This window comes from Nitrospirota bacterium, assembly GCA_016235245.1.
GTDB lineage: Bacteria > Nitrospirota > Thermodesulfovibrionia > Thermodesulfovibrionales > UBA6898 > UBA6898.
On record JACRLO010000013.1, the window covers coordinates 79,379 to 95,231 of the forward strand.

Consider the following 15,853-nt stretch of genomic DNA (forward strand, 5'->3'; position numbering starts at 1 on the left):
CAGTCAGGACTGTTCAAGAAACAGTTCCATATCGGCAATCTTCAGCTCACCCTGGCCTTCCCCTGCAAGGTTCTTCCACTTCAGCATGCCCAAACGCAGCTCATCGTCTCCCATGATAAAGACATAACGCACCGCCATTCTGTCGGCCCTTCGCATCTGGCTCTTCAGTGAACTGGCAGCGTCGCCGACTTCAGCCCAGAGACCCTGTTTTCTCAGCTGCTCCGCCAGAACAAGGCACGCACTGCCTGCTGCATCACCCAGGACGGCAAAATAAACCGCAGGAGTAGGAGGTATCCTGTCTTCAGTCTTTTTGAGCAGTTCGATCACCCGCTCCATACCAAGAGCAAAACCGACAGCAGGCGTTTCAGGTCCGCCGAACTCCTGTACCAGTTTGTCATACCTGCCGCCGGCAGCAACAGCATTCTGCGCCCCCAGACTCTGGCTCGTCACCTCAAATGTCGTTCGGGTATAGTAATCAAGTCCGCGCACCATATCGGCATTAAGGGAATAGGGGACCTGCAGAAGTGACAGCAGGCTCTGGAGTTTTTCAAAATGGGATCTGCAGTCCGCGCAGAGATGGTCGGTTATCTTCGGAGCCCCCTGCCTCTGCTGCCGACAGGTGCTCGCCTTGCAATCGAGGATCCTAAGCGGATTCTTGTCATATCTCCGCTTGCAGTCATCGCAAAGGTCCTCCTTTTTTTCAGAAAAAAATTCGAGGAGGACGTCACGATACCCCGGCCTGCACTGCGCACAGCCGATGGAATTGATCTGGAAGGATATGCCTTTAAGGCCAATACCCGTAAGCAGGCGCCCGAGCATCGCAATGACCTCGGCATCCATCCTCGGGCTGGAATCTGCAAAGGCTTCGACGCCGATCTGATAGAACTGCCTGAATCTCCCGGACTGGGGCCGTTCGTAACGGAACATGGGACCGGTATAATAGAACTTCTGAGGCGCCGGAAGTTTATCGAGATGATGTTCCACATAACTGCGCACAACAGAGGCTGTGCCTTCAGGCCGCAGAGAAAGGCTGCGATCTCCCTTGTCCGTGAAGGTGTACATCTCCTTTTCAACAATGTCGGTGCTCTCGCCAATAGATCTCGAAAAAACAGCCGTCGATTCCATAATCGGCGTCCGGATCTCCTGAAAGCCATAAACCGAAAATATCTGCCGGGCAGTCTGTTCCACCGTCTGCCAGAGAAAGATGTCAGGCGGCAGGATATCCTGCATACCTTTTAACGTTTTGAGCTGCTGGCTGCTCACTCGGGCATTACTTCCTTGTCGGTGGTCTCCCAGCGTTCGTCGGTTTCGAGCATCCTGAGATGACCTTCGACGAGCCTCTTGAGCTCTTCCCGGAAATGGCGGCGTATGCCTTTCATGTCAGTGATGTCTTCATGGATTTTAATGACCTTCTCGTGGGCATCTTTGACCATGGAGTCAGCCTTGGAATCGGCCTCCTTGACAATAAGTTCTGCCTCTTTCCGCGCATTCGTCTTATAGTCCTCTACCATCTGCTGGGCGGTCATGAGCGTCTCGCGGAGCGTCGTCTCCATATCGCGGTATTCCTTGATCTGGCTCTCTGCCCTCTGAATATTTTCTTTGAGATTTGAATTCTCCCTGAGCAGGTCTTCCATCTCTTCGCGGACTATCTCAAGGAAACCGAAAACCTCCTCGACATCGAATCCCCGGAACTTCATCTTGAACTGCTTTTGCTGGATTTCAAGCGGCGAGATTCTCATATGACGACTCCCCCTTTGATTTTAATGCCGATCTCAATAAGCGAACGTATAAGTACCATCTGGATGAACAGGATAGCGAGGATGACCACGATCGGAGAAACATCCACAGGGCCAAGCCTGTTGCCAAAAAGCCGCCGTATGGGCCGAAACACCGGTTCTGTTGCATTTCTGAGAAAACGTATGATCGGGTTATACGGGTCAGGACTGACCCAGCTGATCAGCGCAGCGATGATGACGATCCATTTATAGAGCTCCAGCAGCATGTCCGCTATTTTCGCAACTGCCATTAACAGGTTTCCGACGATAAGCATTCTTACCTCGATCTTTTATTTTGACCGTTATTTTACAACGGCATGCTCTATTTTATCCATGAAGGGAAAAGAGATACTCCCGGCTGTTATGAATAACCGTCAGGCTTTCTTCCCGAGTTCCTCGGCACGGTTCTTTGCGGCATGCAATGCTTCAAAGACGAGAGGGTTCAAACCTTTCTCCTCAAAAACCTTCAGGCCTGCTGCGGTCGTGCCGCCCGGCGAGGTGACCATCTGTCTGAGTTTTTCCGGCGACATGCCGGTATCAAGCAGCTTTGCCGTACCCAGTGCTGTCTGAACCGCAAGTTCTGTCGCATCATTTCTGCTCAACCCAAGTTTTTCACCGGCGTCGATCATCGCCCCGACAAACAGGGCAACAAAGGCAGGGCCGCTGCCCGAGACCGCAGTCACGGCATCCATAAGCCGTTCCGGAAGCGCAATCACCCTGCCGATGGACATCAGGATGCTCTTGACGATATTGACCTCACTGCCGGTAAAACACTCACAGAGCGAGTACACGGACATGCCTTCCTGAATGAGGGCAGGCGTGTTCGGCATGACCCTTATGATCTTGCCGGTCTTCAATTTGGACTGAAGATACGAAAGCGTAATACCGGCTGCGATCGAAACAACCGTTTTCGTATCATCCACGACATCTGCCAGCTCTTCAAGGACCGATTCCATAATCTGAGGTTTCACTGCCAGGATAATGATATCGCATGAAGAAGCGACTTCCCTGCCCGACTGCAGGGTCTTTACCCCATACGTTTTTTCAAGCTCCTGCCGCCGCTCCAGCCGGGGCTCCGAGACAACAATATCCTTCATGCCTTCTGCGGTCATGCCCTTGATCAGGGCCTCTGCCATGTTTCCGCCGCCGATAAATCCGATCATATCAACACCTCTCTCCAAATATTGCAGTTCCAATTCTTACCATAGTGGCACCCTCCCCTATAGCCTCCTCATAATCATGAGACATACCCATCGAAAGTTCCGGAAGCCTAAACCCTGCCTTCTCCGATTCATCCCGTAAATCCCTAAGCCGCCTGAAATAAGGCAGAACCTCCCTGACATCCGGACGAAAAGGGGGGATTGTCATAAGCCCTTCAAGTCTCAGATTCTTCAACTGAGCTATCTCTTTCAGCAGCACGGGTAAACCCTCTTCAACAACACCGCTTTTTGTTTCCTCCTCTGAGAGCTTAACCTGCACTAAAATCCTCTGAATTTTTTCGATCTTCCCGGCCTGCCTGTTGAGTTCCTCTGCCAGTTCTATCGAATCAACGGAGTGGATGACCTCAAAGAGCTGCACTGCATCCTTTGCCTTGTTCTTCTGGAGATGACCGATCAAATGCCATTGCAGCTTCTCGGGCATTGCCTGAATCTCATCACTGAGGATCTTCTTTTTTGCCTCCTGCACCCTGTTTTCTCCAAAAACCCTGATGCCGCTGTCAACTGCAGTCCTGATAGCAGCAGTGTCAACAGTCTTGGTCACGACAACAAGCTGCACTTCTGATGGACACCTGTTTGCCTTCAGCGCTCCGCGGGCGATGTTGCGGCATACGGTCTTTATGTTTTCGAAAATAAAAACGTTTTTCATGTCTTTTCATTATAGGACAGCAGCATGGTGAAAATACAAGGCAGATAGCGTCATGCTGTCGTGATAAACCAGGCGCCGAAAACGATGAGAAAAACAGCGCAGACCGCCAGAACAATTTTATATGACTTTTCACCCATGATCTTTCTCCCTTTTGCAGCAGCATAGGAGATGAGGCTGTACCAGGCAAGGTCAGCAGAGATGTGACCGACAAAGAACACTGCAACACCGGCTAAACCATATTTCATGGAACTCACCAGATACCCGAGGCCGATTGTAGCCCACCAGATAACCCAGTAGGGATTCGCAAGGCTTCCGACAATGCCTGTCAGAACCAGGTTCATCTCTTTTTTGCTGCCCTCTGCTGACAGATCAAGCCTGACGCTCCGGAGGTCCTTCAGGATCATGATGCCCATAAACACCAGCATGCCCCCGCCCACAAGACTGATGGCATACTTTGTCGTTTCATGCTTCAAAAAGGGTGAGAGGCCTGACAGGAGCAGCACAATGATCAGGATCTCGAGAATCGCATGGCCGAGGATCAGGAGAGGCCCTGTCGATGCGCCCCGCCGGACTGACTCGCTTACCGTGATCGTAAAGAGCGGGCCCGGCACCAGCGCTCCTGATAATGCGATCATGAAGGAAGAAGCCGCGATGACAGCAAGATTCATCCGTTCAAAGCCTTTTGGTATTCTGACCAGAGGTGCTCTTTGGTAACTCCGGCATCGATAAAGTCCCAGGGCAGATTCTCCGCGTACTCTTTCTGACGGTAGAGGTATGAAGCGATATCAACATCGTCAGAACCTTTCTTTATGATATCGATATCGTCATAAACCATGCGCTCGACTACTCTGCCGACACGCCGGTCTCCCAGAGCAAAGAGCCCCTGCAGGTGCGCCTGCTTTGGTATATCATGGAGCACCTTGATGCCCCATTCCCGGGCAAGCCCCTTCTTGATCTGCTGCAGTTTTTCCTTGATGCTCTTGAGCGGCTCCATGGGATGCCACTGAAAGGGGGTAAAGGGTTTTGGCACAAAGGTGCTGACGCTCAGACGGATGTTCCCCTTACGCGTGTTCCTGCGAATCGTCTTGACCAAGGCTACGATACCGTCAACATCTTCTGCGGTTTCTGTCGGCAGGCCGATCATAAAATAAAGCCTCAGCGTTTCGATGCCACACTCCAGAATACGTTGCGCCGTTTCAAGGATGTCCTCTTCAGTAATCCTCTTATTGATCACATCTCTCAAACGCTGTGTACCGGCCTCAGGCGCAATGGAGATGCTCTTATGACCCTTCATAAGCTGCACCAGACCGACACTCCGGGGACTTGCTCTTAATGACGTAATGGAGAAGTCAACCCCCTCCATCCGAAGCACTTCTTCGGCATGAGGATAATCAGAAAGAGACGGTCCGATCAGGCCGACTTTCTGCGTTACCTGTACAGCAGCCCGCACCTCAGCAGACAGCGCAGCAAAGTCTTTCTTTCTTGGGGGGTTATAAATATGGCCTGCAACGCAGAAGCGGCAGGACCAGGGACAGCCCCGCATTGCCTCAAGAAGATACATATTTGAGAACTCCGCATTAGGAGTAAGAATCGATGAACGGAGAAAGGAACGCGAAAGCTCCTTTATGGTCCTTTTGCAAATTGTTTCGGGTGCATGATGACCGGCCGTTCTTTCCCTGATCCTCCCCGCATCATCATACTCAACAGCATAGAACCGCGGCAGATAAATACCGTTTATCGCCGTCAGTTTCTCCAGAAGCTCTTCCCGCCGTACGGTTTCACGATATTGAACGAGAAATTCTTCAAGCATCTCCTCTGCCTCACCGACAAAGATGATATCCATAAAGTCAGCCAGAGGTTCAGGATTATAAAAGGCGCATACGCCTCCCATTATCACAAGAGGATACCGTCCTGACCGCTCTGAACTCCGGAGCGGAATTCTGCCCATCTTCAGCATCCTGAGCAGATTCGGGTAGTCATTTTCAAAAGATACCGAAAACGCGATAATATCAAATGCAGACAGGGGTCTCTTTGACTCAAGGGAAAAGGGCTCAGTTCCTGACTTCTCATATTCCTCCCTGTCTTCCTCGTCCGGGAAGAAGACCCGCTCGCAGACTACGTCACTCAAACTGTTGAAAAAGCCATAGATACCCTGAAATCCCAGACTCGACATGGCAACGGAATACCGGTTTGGAAAACAGAGGGCAATATTGATCCTTCCTCCGGGATCTTTAAACACCACCCCTTTTTCCTGAGATATCAATGAGTTTGCTTTATTTTTCAGTTTTTTGTTCATTCGTTGCTGCGCTTTTCTTTTGAATCATTATACTTGATTTGCATGCCTGTCATTGAACATATAATGGCACATTAATTGCATAGTAAATTACATATGCAACTCGCAATGGACGATAAAGACTTCGAGGCGCTGCAAACGCTGATGGAAGAAGAATTCGGTCTTTCCCTGAAGACCCATACCAGGGAGACCTTTGCCAGGAAGATAGGGCCTCGTCTCCAGGCGCTCAGGATGAACTCAGTGAAAGAGTATCTGCATTATCTAACCAACGATACTCTTTCGAAAATAGAACTGCATGATCTGCCGAGCTTTGTCATGAACACAGAGAGCTATTTTCTGAGGGAATTTACCCAGTTCGAGCTTTTTCTCGACCTTTCCCGGCAGAAGAGAAAACGCAACGTGCTGCATTCGGACAGATCAATCTCCATACTTTCTGCAGGCTGCTCGGAAGGACAGGAGCCCTACAGCATCGCCATGCTGCTCCGAAACCAGCCTGAGACGCTGCATGGGTGGAACATACACATCCGGGGACTCGATATCAACATTATGGCACTCGAAAAGGCCAGGAGCGGTGTATACAGTTCTTACTCGTTCAGGGGCCCCAACACTGATCTCATTGAAAGCTATTTTCAGAGGACCGAGGCGGCAACCTGTGAAACACCTAAAAGATGTTTCAGGCTGAAGCCGGAGATCATCAGCAGCGTTGAATACATACACGGTAATATCCTTCATCCATTAGTGCTCAGGGGGATCAGCAACCTTGATTTCATCTTCTGCAGAAATGTGCTCATGTACATGTCAAATAAGGCAGCAGACCAGATAGCGCTCAGTCTTTGGGAGGCGCTGGCCGATGATGGGTATCTCTTCATCGGCCAGTCAGAGACGTTAAGAAAATCGGACGACCTCTTTGAAGCGGTAAATTTCCCTGGTGTAACCGTATATAAAAAGAAGAGACGGACCACTGCCGGCTGACAGGAAGAACTACATTTCTTTCAGGGCGCTACAAAAAGATCAGCACGGACATCATTGCAACTGACCAGAGCACGTCGATCGGCAGCTGACTCAGGGCAGTCGAATCAAACAACAGATCTGCCCTTGCCTCCCATTCCTCATCAGCAACCCAGAGAATAACAGTAACAGGAACCTTTGAAAAGGGAGAGAGTTCGATCGCTGCATCGCCGTATTCGACAACCCTGCCGCCATGCAAAAGCCCCTTTTCCCTGAACGCTCTCCTGTCATGGGCAAAATTCTTCGCTACACTATCAAGAGGAAGCACGTGAGAGCCGCGGAAAAAGATATCCCCGCCGGTCATGCCCGATGGCTTGATCAGTCTGCCCTCAGGCATCACATCCGATGCCTTGACCAAATACCAGAGCAGTGAAAGCACAAAAAAATAGCGGAGCCGTGTCAGAAAGAATTCACCTTCAGGCTCAAGGTTCGTGATGACTTTTTGTTGAGGATCTACGGAAAAGATCGTGCCAAATGCAGTGAGCCGGTATGTTTTGCTGGCTTCGTGATACAGGGCTCCCGTTCGTCTGCAGATGTCGTCAGGCAAAAGTCCTGCAACGATGCTCCAGGCCTTATCCTCTCCTGATATGATCTCAGCCATGCCCTATTATACGCAATGACCATCCCCGGGAAAAGACTAAAAGAGCAGAAGCAGGCGAACCAGGGATGTTAAGCACCGGCGCTTTACGCAAAGTAACACCACGCGTGGTATGATTTATACATGAAAATTGTCGCGCAAAACAGAAAGGCGTTCCATGATTACTTCATTGAGGAAACCCTCGAAGCCGGCATGGTCCTGACCGGCACTGAGGTTAAGTCCCTCAGGGACGCAAGGGCCAACCTGATGGACAGCTATGTCCTGATAAAAGATAATGAGGTCTTTCTCTTCAATTGCCACATCAGCCCGTACACGCATGGCAATATCATGAACCATGACCCGGTCAGAACACGCAAGCTTCTGCTGCACAAAAAGGAATTGGTAAAACTGCAGGCAAAAGCGGCCCAGAAGGGATATTCCGTCATACCTCTAAAGATTTATTTCAAGAATGGCAGAGCAAAGACAGAGATCGGACTGGCAAAGGGAAAAAAGCAGTATGAGAAGCGGGAGACGATCAAGAAGAAAGAGGCTGACCGCGAGATCGAGCGTGCCATGAAAAGCCGCTGACATACGTCATTGTGGTATAATAAAAGCATGAGAGGAGGTCGTGAATGGTTGCCGGAGTTCGTTACGGCAGAGTTCGGTTCACGCTTACCGATCACAGTCTCACTTCGGGGGCGATTGGTCTCGACGGGGGTTATGAGACTCATGTGGCATGTCGTGGCTCCATCCCCACGTAAAAAGATGGAACAAAACACAAACGCCAATAACGAACTGGCACTCGCAGCTTAATTAAGTTGCGCGCTCTCCGCGTTGAATGCCTGCGTCTCGCGGATAGCGTCAATCAGCAGGCTGGCTCTCAGGTGCGCTCCCTGCCCGAGGGCGAGACAAAGGGAGATAGGGGTTCAGGAAGCCTGTCAGCCGGCGGTCTGGGTCCCGAAGCTGAAGAAGACTGACTACACATGTAGATGCATGAGAGTAGTACTTTCGGACGCGGGTTCGATTCCCGCCGCCTCCACCAGCTTTCGTATTGATATTGTTAGTTTCTCCTCTTTGTTATGTAAAACTGAGCCCTGAACCGACCCTGAACACCTTGAAAAAGGGGTTGATCTGTATGTTGTGTAAAAAGGTAACTTCGTAGAATCGCCTACAATCGAAAAGTGGGGATGCTCCCTTGTCCATGGTATCTGCTATAAACCGTTGTTCTCGCCTTCGTGCCTTCTGTTCTTCGTGGGGTTGTTTCTTTTCCTTGCTCAATGATTTCAAAAACTCCTTAATAATGCCCTTGGGCATAAAGGGGGCTGTCCTCGTCCTCACCTTATAAGCAGGCTGTCTACTGTTCTGGCTGTTGCGCTTCCGGTGACGGATCGAGCGGCAAGCGAGAGAGGGAGCCCGGGGGCGCGGGCTGTTCTCTCTGGGGATTTAATAGTATATGGGAAGTTATCAAACACTTTTTAGATTTGGCCTATAACCATCCTATTTATAATTCTACAAAATTAATTAGTTGCATGTATTCGGTTATTGTGATATTTTTAAGGCATGGATCTTAGAAATCGTATCGTAACAGTTCGCCTTACCGCTTTAGAATATGACCTTATCCGGGGTAAAGCCGGAGATAAGTCTATTTCCTCATATGTTCGGGGTTTGGTTACAAAGGGTCTTGTTCCTCTGAGTTCTCCACAAGCAATCGGGAAAAATGCTCCTTGTCCCTGTGGGTCTGGCAAAAAATACAAGAAATGCTGTTATGAGGGGGTAGCTGAATGAATTTAAAGGGTTCGATACGGCCTACTTCCAGAGAAAGGAACTGTCCATCATGTGGGCAAAAGTTTGACTATGTCCCTGAATATGGTTATTTTTGCGTTGCCTGCCAGACAAAGCCTGAGCGTTTTTATATTGATCTTTGGTATCGGGGAAAGAATATTTTCGTTTGTAGCGATAAGACCGGGCAAGCTTTGGACACTTATGACCGGGCTCATAAGCTGCAGGCTCATATCACGGTAGAAATAGAAAACCATGCTTTTGACCCTGCCAGATATTCAAAGATGCAAGCAGAGCGATTTTATGCTAAATCTCTCCTGGACAAGTTTGAGGCTTTCAAAATTGATAGCATAGCTCCTTCATACCAGAAAGATTATAAAAGGCATATTAAAAGGGCAAAAGATTTCTTCAAGGTTCGTGATGTTCGGGAAATTCGGAAGCTTGACCTTATCGAGTATCAGGAATATCTGCAAAAGACTTTCGAGCTGTCGGGCAAGTCACTAAAAAACGTTTTGGATGGCTTTAAAACATTCATGAATTACCTGAAGAGCGATCTTGAAGTAATTGATACTGTCCCCGCCTTCCCTCATATTGAAACAGAACAAAAGCCTTACAAATGGGTTAATTCTGAAGATCAGGCCAAGCTGTTTGCCTTTGTCCCTGATGAACATAAGCCTATCATTGCCTTTCTTATGCTTCATGGTTGCCGGCCTTCTGAGGCTCGCGCTTTGAGGGTTAAGGATGTGGATATTCAGAATCAAAGTATTACGATCTCTGCAACGTTCAGCGGTAGGGTCTATCGGGAAAAGAGAAAAGGCAAGAGGTCCCGTTCGGTTACGGTTCCTATTCATCATGAAATGATTGAATATTTTGCTGGCCGGGTTCGGGTTGCTTTTCCTGAATCTTATATCTTCATAAACAAGCGTGGTCTCCATTATTCGGAAAACTCCTTGAGGCGGATATGGGAAGATGTTCGAACAAAGGCAAAAATCACCAATGGCTTGAGGTTGTATGATGCAACAAGGCATAGCTTCGCCTCTAATCTCATAAATGGTGGGGCAAGCATTTACAAGGTATCAAGGCTTCTTGGTCACAGTTCGGTTAAGATGACAGAAAAATATACTCATTCTGAGGTAGAAAGTTTGAGGGCGGATATGCATAGACTCTCTCTTGACCCTGAACAGTCACGGAACAAGAAAATTGTTCCTCTGAAAAAATCTAATAAAAACTGATGGTTGCAATTTAGAGAAACGTTTTCGATTCCCGCCGCCTCCACCAGGTAAAGCAGATGATTGCTGTTGCGTACCCTCCCCGCTAAAGAAATCGGAGAAGAAAGCCGATTTGAATATAATAAGGGCGGCAGACTTAGTGTCTGCCGTGCGTACGGGCTGGCTGTTGGAGGGCGCGATGAAAAGAATAGTTATTGTCCTTGTCCTGCTGATCCTTGTTCCCCTCTCCTTCTCATCAAATGCATCTGCCGTTGAATCACTGAGTGCAAGCGGCTGCTCTGTCAGCAATGTCGGGTATCTGACTGCCCTTGCCAAAGAATATGAAAAACTTTCCGGCACCATGATGTTCGTCCGCGGAGGCGGCAGCATCGTCGGCCTCAGGGACCTGCATCAGGGCAAAATCGACTATGCAGCCTCCTGCCAGAGCAAGCAGGCTGACGACCCGGAGGATTTCGAGTTTATTACGGTTTCCTGGGATGCACTGGTCTTTATTGTACATAAATCGAACCCTCTCAACACCATAACGCCTCAGCAAGTAAAGGATATCTATGAGGGGAAAATAATCAACTGGAAACAGTTGGGTGGACAGGACATGAAGATCATCTCATTTATTTCCTCAACCGAGGGTATGGGGGGCATAGGGGAATCACTCAGCAAATTCATTCTTAACGGCAACCGTCCGACGAAGCAGGCCAATTCTTCGTTACAGGCCTCATCCGTAGCTATCTGGGAACAGCTGGTCGAAAGAACTCCGGAGGGCTTTGCGAGCACCGGCTTTGGAAGTTCCAGAAAGAGGGACGTAAAGCTGCTGATGGTTAACGGCGTGGCACCCACAAAGGCCACTATCATTTCAGACAAATATCCTTTCAGGCGGCCGCTTTATCTCGTCACAAAGAAGAACCCAAAGCCGGAAGTCAGAAAATTCATTGACTTCGCCCTGAGCAGGAAAGGACAGGCATTGATATCCTCATACGGAATGCCTTCGCTTGCCGACGTTAAGTGAGGCTTTCTCTCAAGACAAAGGTTACGGTCTTCATCACGGTCACCGTACTCGTAATAAGTATGGTGAGCACATTTTTTTTCACAACCGCCCATAAAAAGAGCATCGAGCGGGAGATCATCGCACGCGGCAGGACACTGTCGGAAGCCCTTTCGCATGCGGTCGATGAGGGCCTGGCTGAAGAGAATCTCGATTTCATCAAAAATGTTGAGGACATCGTCCATACAAAGGACGTTATCCTTGCGCAGATATTTACCGATATATGGCTTCCTGTGGATGCCTTTCCCCTCGAACAGTTCGAGATGGAACCTGATCCGAAGGCAAAGGAGCATTTCAATACAGCAATAGATCCGTTCCACATCAAAGAGACCGACTGGTTTGATTTTTACTCACCCGTATTCTTTCATCGCATTGCAGATAAACATGACGCATTACATGGGAGTGACACCAAACAGTTCCTGATCGGCTTTGTGCGGGTAAGGATATCTTCAGCGCAGATGAAGCAGGAGCTCAGCACGGCGCTCAGAAAAAATATACTGCTTTCGTTGATTCTGACCGCCATCTCTATCGTTGCGATCAATCTGTTTATCAGAAAATATGTTCTCGTTCCGCTTATGAATCTCCAGGCATCCGTTTCAAGGCACAAACAGGGGGAACTGCCCGAAACCGTGCCGATCCACTCGAATGATGAAATCGGCCAACTTGCCTCAGAGTTTAATAAGATGACGATTGCCATAAAGGAACGGGAAGAGCGCATTGCAGAGGAAAAAGAGCGGCTGGCTGTCACCCTTCGAAGCATAGGAGATGCGGTAATTGTTACAGATGTCAGCGGCATGATCACCATGATCAACAGGGTCGCAGAACAGCATACCGGATGGGCAGCCGAGGATGCGGCAGGGAAACCGCTATCCGAAGTCTTTCATATCATCAATGAAAAGACACGGGAGCGATGCTCAAATCCGGTTGCCAAGGTTCTGGAGACCGGCCTCATTCAGGGCCTTGCAAATCATACGGCACTCATCCGGAAAGACAATTCCGAGATCATTATTGAGGACAGTGCTGCACCCATACGGGACAGAAGCAGCCAGGTAATGGGCGTTGTTCTCGTCTTTCGGGATATGACCGAACGAAAGCGCACGGAAGAGGAGCTCCTCAAGACAGAGAAGCTGCAGTCCATCGGTCTCCTGGCAGGGGGCCTCGCGCATGATTTCAACAATCTGCTGACTTCGATCGTAGGCAATGTCAGCATGGCGAAGATGTTCATTCATGACAGGAACAAGGTCCTTGAACGATTGACGGATGCAGAAACAGCTACCAGGAGGGCTACGGACCTTACCTATCAGCTTCTTACATTTGCAAAAGGCAGCGCGCCGATCAAGAAGATCTCATCGATCGTCGATATCATAAAAGAATCTGCGGGATTCACACTTTCCGGCACAAATGTAGCCGCAGCGTTCGTTATCCCTGAGACGCCGTGGACCGTTGACATTGATATGGGACAGATGAGCCAGGTATTCAATAATCTTATTATTAATGCCGTGCATGCGATGCCTGACGGCGGCAAAATCGAGTTCACTGTCGCCAATACAGCACTGTCTGAAAACGAAATCCCGGCACTTCATGAGGGAGCGTATGTAAAGATTTCCCTGGCAGACACGGGGACAGGGATAGCCAGGGAGCATCTGTCCCGAATCTTCGACCCCTATTTTACGACAAAACAGAAAGGGAGTGGACTCGGCCTTGCCTCTGCCTACTCCATCGTAAAAAACCACGACGGCTATCTGTCCGTAGAATCGATTCTTGGCAAAGGAACGACGTTTCACCTCTATCTACGCGCTTCTCAGGGCATGACCGGCACCATTGCAGGAAGCCCCGAGGAAAAAAATATTGCCAAAGGCTCAGGAAGAATCCTTGTCATGGACGATGAAAAATTAATACGGGATATCGCAGGGGAGATGCTCCGTTCCCTGGGATACGAAGTTGAACTTGCAAAAGACGGCTCCGAAGCTATTGAATTGTACCAGAGGGCATTTGAAGCCCATACGCCTTTTGATATCGTAATCATGGACCTGACAATCCCCGGGGGCATGGGAGGGAAAGAAGCGATCCAGAAGCTGCGTTCAATCGACCCCAATATCAGGGCAATCGTTTCGAGCGGCTATTCCAATGATCCGATCATGGCTGAACACGAAAAATACGGGTTCCGGGGCGTCATCATCAAGCCTTATAATCTCGGCGTCTTCAGCAAGTCTGTGCGTGAAGTGATGAAGGGCTAATCCCGCTCACCAGTCTCGTTTCGGGCTGCAAGGACATACAGCCTGCATATACAAGCAATGCTAACGAGGCAGCTGCGTGTGGCACGATGCACAGCTCACGGTTTCTGTCCACCCAACACTCCTGCCGTTATGACATGAAACGTTTGAACAGGTCTTGGTCCCGGCCGTCCACATCGTCGCAGTGTTAAGCGCAATTTTTGCACTATCATACGGCGTATCCCCCGCCTTGTAGCTCAAGGCAGAACGTGACCAGCTGTTGTCCAGTTCAGGCACGGCCGCTATGTCATCTCTGAGCTGGCTCTTTGACTCGTAACCGCAGTACCCGGCGTTGCAAGGCCATTATTCCCGTTGTAAATATTGTCGAAATGGATGCCAACCACATGTATACCGTGTGCTGCAGATCCCGCAGGCTGGCCCGCGCTGTTTGGAGAGTTGCCATGGCAGCCGCTGCAGGCACCAGCGGTGAAAGTGCTGCCCCACTGCGGTGTCTGCGTAAACACGGGAGACTCTATGCCGTTGCTGTGACAATATACACCACTGCATTGAATGGTAAGGCCTGAGCCGCTTACCGAAGGTCCTGCGTTTCTGCTTTTCAGGATGCCGCCCTCGGCAGGGTCCAGGCTCAGATCAACGACACCGTTACCGTGCTTAGCGCCATCAGCCGGATGGCAGTTGCCGCAGCCGAAGGCATAGCTCGCTGCATTTGACACCACTTCATTGCTTCCATATGCCTGAGTAAGCAGATTGGCATCCTGTATATGCAGGGCATGTGCCCCGGTATTCGGTGCAAAGCCGTGGCATCCGGTGCAGCCCATAGGAAGTCCGCCCCAGGCAGGTGTCGTATTGCTGCCTTTACCATCGCTATGGCACTGAGTTGAGCAGGTGCCGCCGTCAGCCGCAAAGGTGTAGCTGGTTATTTTAGCGCCTCTCACATTGTAGGCCGTGTTTACATGGTATAACAACCCCGGTTCAGTGATGTTGTTGGACGCATCCACGGTCAGGTCATGACAGTCAACGCATTTGTACCCGCTTCCCACCACATGCTTGTTATGACTGTTCTTTTTCGGGATCCCGTTTGCATAGGAAGGACCTGTCGCTGTGCCGCCGCTATGGCAGCTGTCGCAGGCCTGAACTCCAGCTCCCCAATTTGAAGATGTATTTGCCGGGATCGTGCCGGTGGAAACCGATGTGCCGTTACTGTGGCAGTAGGTGTTTGAGCAATTGGTAAAACCGTTTGCAGGTGCACCGGTCGGGTCATTATACGTAGCAGCTACCCCTCCGAACAGGTCGGCAAAGCGGACATTGATGACTCCGTTTGCGTGTGACGGATCAGGATAACCGTTATGGCACTTGGTGCAGTAATACGGATCAAGACTGCCGTTTCCCGTGCTATGACAAACAGCACATTTATCAATCCAGTCTCCCGCTGAAACCGTTGTCGTAATGGTGAATATGTAGGAAAGATGCTTCGAATGCGAACCGCTGCTGATCCATGGCGCACCGGCAGGTGCAGGGTTGTTGTAATAATGGATCCCCGGGCCTGTGTCATGGCAGCTGTTGCAGACAGAGGTGCCTCCCCATGCCAGAGGCTTGTAATCAGCAGAATTCGGCGTCAGTGCCCCGCCTGTCGATGTCTGCACAATACTGTGGCAATAGAGGTTGTTGCAGGTCCCATAGGCCCGTGTCGTACCATCTGATGGCGACACTGTTCCACTTGCTATGCTATAGGCTGTTGAACCGCCATTGACCCTTGTATCACCCGGATCAAAGCTCCATTCGATAGAGCCGTTTGCATGCTTTGCCTTGTCACTCACGGTATAGCTTGCCGGACCGGTGCCTCCAACAATCCCCTTGTGGCACAGGGTACATGCGTAGTTATGCTCCCCCTCTCCTGCATGACTCAAATGCGAACCGCTTGTCGGAGAAACAGAATTCGAGCTGTTATGGCAGGTGCCGCAGGCCCCGCTTGATGCAGTTCCCCACGTCGGCGCTGCGTTTTTGCCGCTTCCCGCATAATTGCCATGACAATAAACGTTCGAACACGTGCCGT

Annotated in this window: 16 protein-coding genes and 1 other RNA gene; 7 read left to right on the top strand and 10 right to left on the bottom strand. The window is 50.0% G+C overall.

What is annotated here, in order from left to right:
- Positions 1-3: 3 nt before the first annotated feature.
- The 7 genes from HZB31_07190 to HZB31_07220 all read right to left on the bottom strand — a co-directional run bounded on the left by HZB31_07190 (position 4) and on the right by HZB31_07220 (position 5,937).
- Positions 4-1,230, bottom strand: a complete 1,227-nt coding sequence (locus HZB31_07190; GenBank protein ID MBI5847717.1) for a histidine--tRNA ligase — start codon at positions 1,228-1,230, stop codon at positions 4-6.
- Positions 1,231-1,259: 29 nt separating this feature from the next.
- Positions 1,260-1,739, bottom strand: coding sequence for a DivIVA domain-containing protein (locus HZB31_07195; GenBank protein MBI5847718.1), 480 nt, complete (start codon positions 1,737-1,739; stop codon positions 1,260-1,262).
- Entirely contained in the window at positions 1,736-2,050 is a 315-nt protein-coding gene (locus HZB31_07200; protein ID MBI5847719.1) for a YggT family protein, read from the bottom strand. Before HZB31_07200 ends, HZB31_07195 begins: the two co-directional genes overlap by 4 nt.
- A 99-nt stretch (positions 2,051-2,149) precedes the next feature.
- Entirely contained in the window at positions 2,150-2,938 is a 789-nt protein-coding gene (locus tag HZB31_07205) for a pyrroline-5-carboxylate reductase (protein ID MBI5847720.1), read from the bottom strand.
- Position 2,939: 1 nt separating this feature from the next.
- On the bottom strand, positions 2,940-3,641 hold the full coding sequence (locus HZB31_07210; protein MBI5847721.1) for a YggS family pyridoxal phosphate-dependent enzyme: 702 nt from the start codon (positions 3,639-3,641) through the stop codon (positions 2,940-2,942).
- 50 nt (positions 3,642-3,691) lie between these two features.
- Positions 3,692-4,309, bottom strand: coding sequence for a LysE family transporter (locus HZB31_07215; protein ID MBI5847722.1), 618 nt, complete (start codon positions 4,307-4,309; stop codon positions 3,692-3,694).
- Complete coding sequence (locus HZB31_07220) at positions 4,306-5,937, bottom strand: radical SAM protein (protein ID MBI5847723.1); 1,632 nt, start codon at positions 5,935-5,937, stop codon at positions 4,306-4,308. Before HZB31_07220 ends, HZB31_07215 begins: the two co-directional genes overlap by 4 nt.
- A gap of 105 nt (positions 5,938-6,042) precedes the next feature.
- On the opposite strand from HZB31_07220, the gene HZB31_07225 reads away from it, so the two are divergent.
- Complete coding sequence (locus HZB31_07225; GenBank protein MBI5847724.1) at positions 6,043-6,906, top strand: protein-glutamate O-methyltransferase CheR; 864 nt, start codon at positions 6,043-6,045, stop codon at positions 6,904-6,906.
- A 28-nt stretch (positions 6,907-6,934) separates the two neighbouring features.
- On the opposite strand, the gene HZB31_07230 is transcribed toward HZB31_07225, so the two are convergent.
- Positions 6,935-7,543 (bottom strand): DUF3786 domain-containing protein, encoded by a 609-nt coding sequence (locus HZB31_07230; protein MBI5847725.1) that lies wholly within the window; start codon positions 7,541-7,543, stop codon positions 6,935-6,937.
- Positions 7,544-7,663: 120 nt separating this feature from the next.
- Between HZB31_07230 and smpB the strand changes: the two genes are divergently transcribed.
- The 6 genes from smpB (at position 7,664) to HZB31_07260 (ending at position 13,803) form a co-directional block, all read left to right on the top strand.
- Positions 7,664-8,107, top strand: coding sequence for an SsrA-binding protein SmpB (smpB, locus tag HZB31_07235; GenBank protein MBI5847726.1), 444 nt, complete (start codon positions 7,664-7,666; stop codon positions 8,105-8,107).
- 106 nt (positions 8,108-8,213) lie between these two features.
- Positions 8,214-8,561, top strand: a transfer-messenger RNA (tmRNA) gene (gene ssrA / locus HZB31_07240).
- Between the two features lie 518 nt (positions 8,562-9,079).
- The gene (locus HZB31_07245; protein ID MBI5847727.1) at positions 9,080-9,304 is read left to right on the top strand and encodes an SEC-C domain-containing protein; all 225 of its coding nucleotides are present in this window, start codon (positions 9,080-9,082) and stop codon (positions 9,302-9,304) included.
- Positions 9,301-10,530 (top strand): site-specific integrase, encoded by a 1,230-nt coding sequence (locus tag HZB31_07250; protein MBI5847728.1) that lies wholly within the window; start codon positions 9,301-9,303, stop codon positions 10,528-10,530. The genes HZB31_07245 and HZB31_07250 overlap by 4 nt, the downstream gene beginning before the upstream one ends.
- Before the next feature lie 175 nt (positions 10,531-10,705).
- Entirely contained in the window at positions 10,706-11,530 is an 825-nt protein-coding gene (locus HZB31_07255) for a substrate-binding domain-containing protein (protein ID MBI5847729.1), read from the top strand.
- On the top strand, positions 11,527-13,803 hold the full coding sequence (locus HZB31_07260; GenBank protein MBI5847730.1) for a PAS domain S-box protein: 2,277 nt from the start codon (positions 11,527-11,529) through the stop codon (positions 13,801-13,803). The genes HZB31_07255 and HZB31_07260 overlap by 4 nt, the downstream gene beginning before the upstream one ends.
- Before the next feature lie 60 nt (positions 13,804-13,863).
- Here the strand turns inward: HZB31_07260 and HZB31_07265 are convergent, their stop codons facing one another.
- Positions 13,864-14,076 carry a CxxxxCH/CxxCH domain-containing protein gene (locus HZB31_07265; GenBank protein MBI5847731.1) on the bottom strand — a complete coding sequence of 71 codons (213 nt, stop codon included), beginning with the start codon at positions 14,074-14,076 and terminating at the stop codon, positions 13,864-13,866.
- A gap of 5 nt (positions 14,077-14,081) precedes the next feature.
- Positions 14,082-15,853 (bottom strand): CxxxxCH/CxxCH domain-containing protein (locus HZB31_07270; GenBank protein ID MBI5847732.1); only part of this gene is annotated, 1,772 nt, incomplete at its 5' end.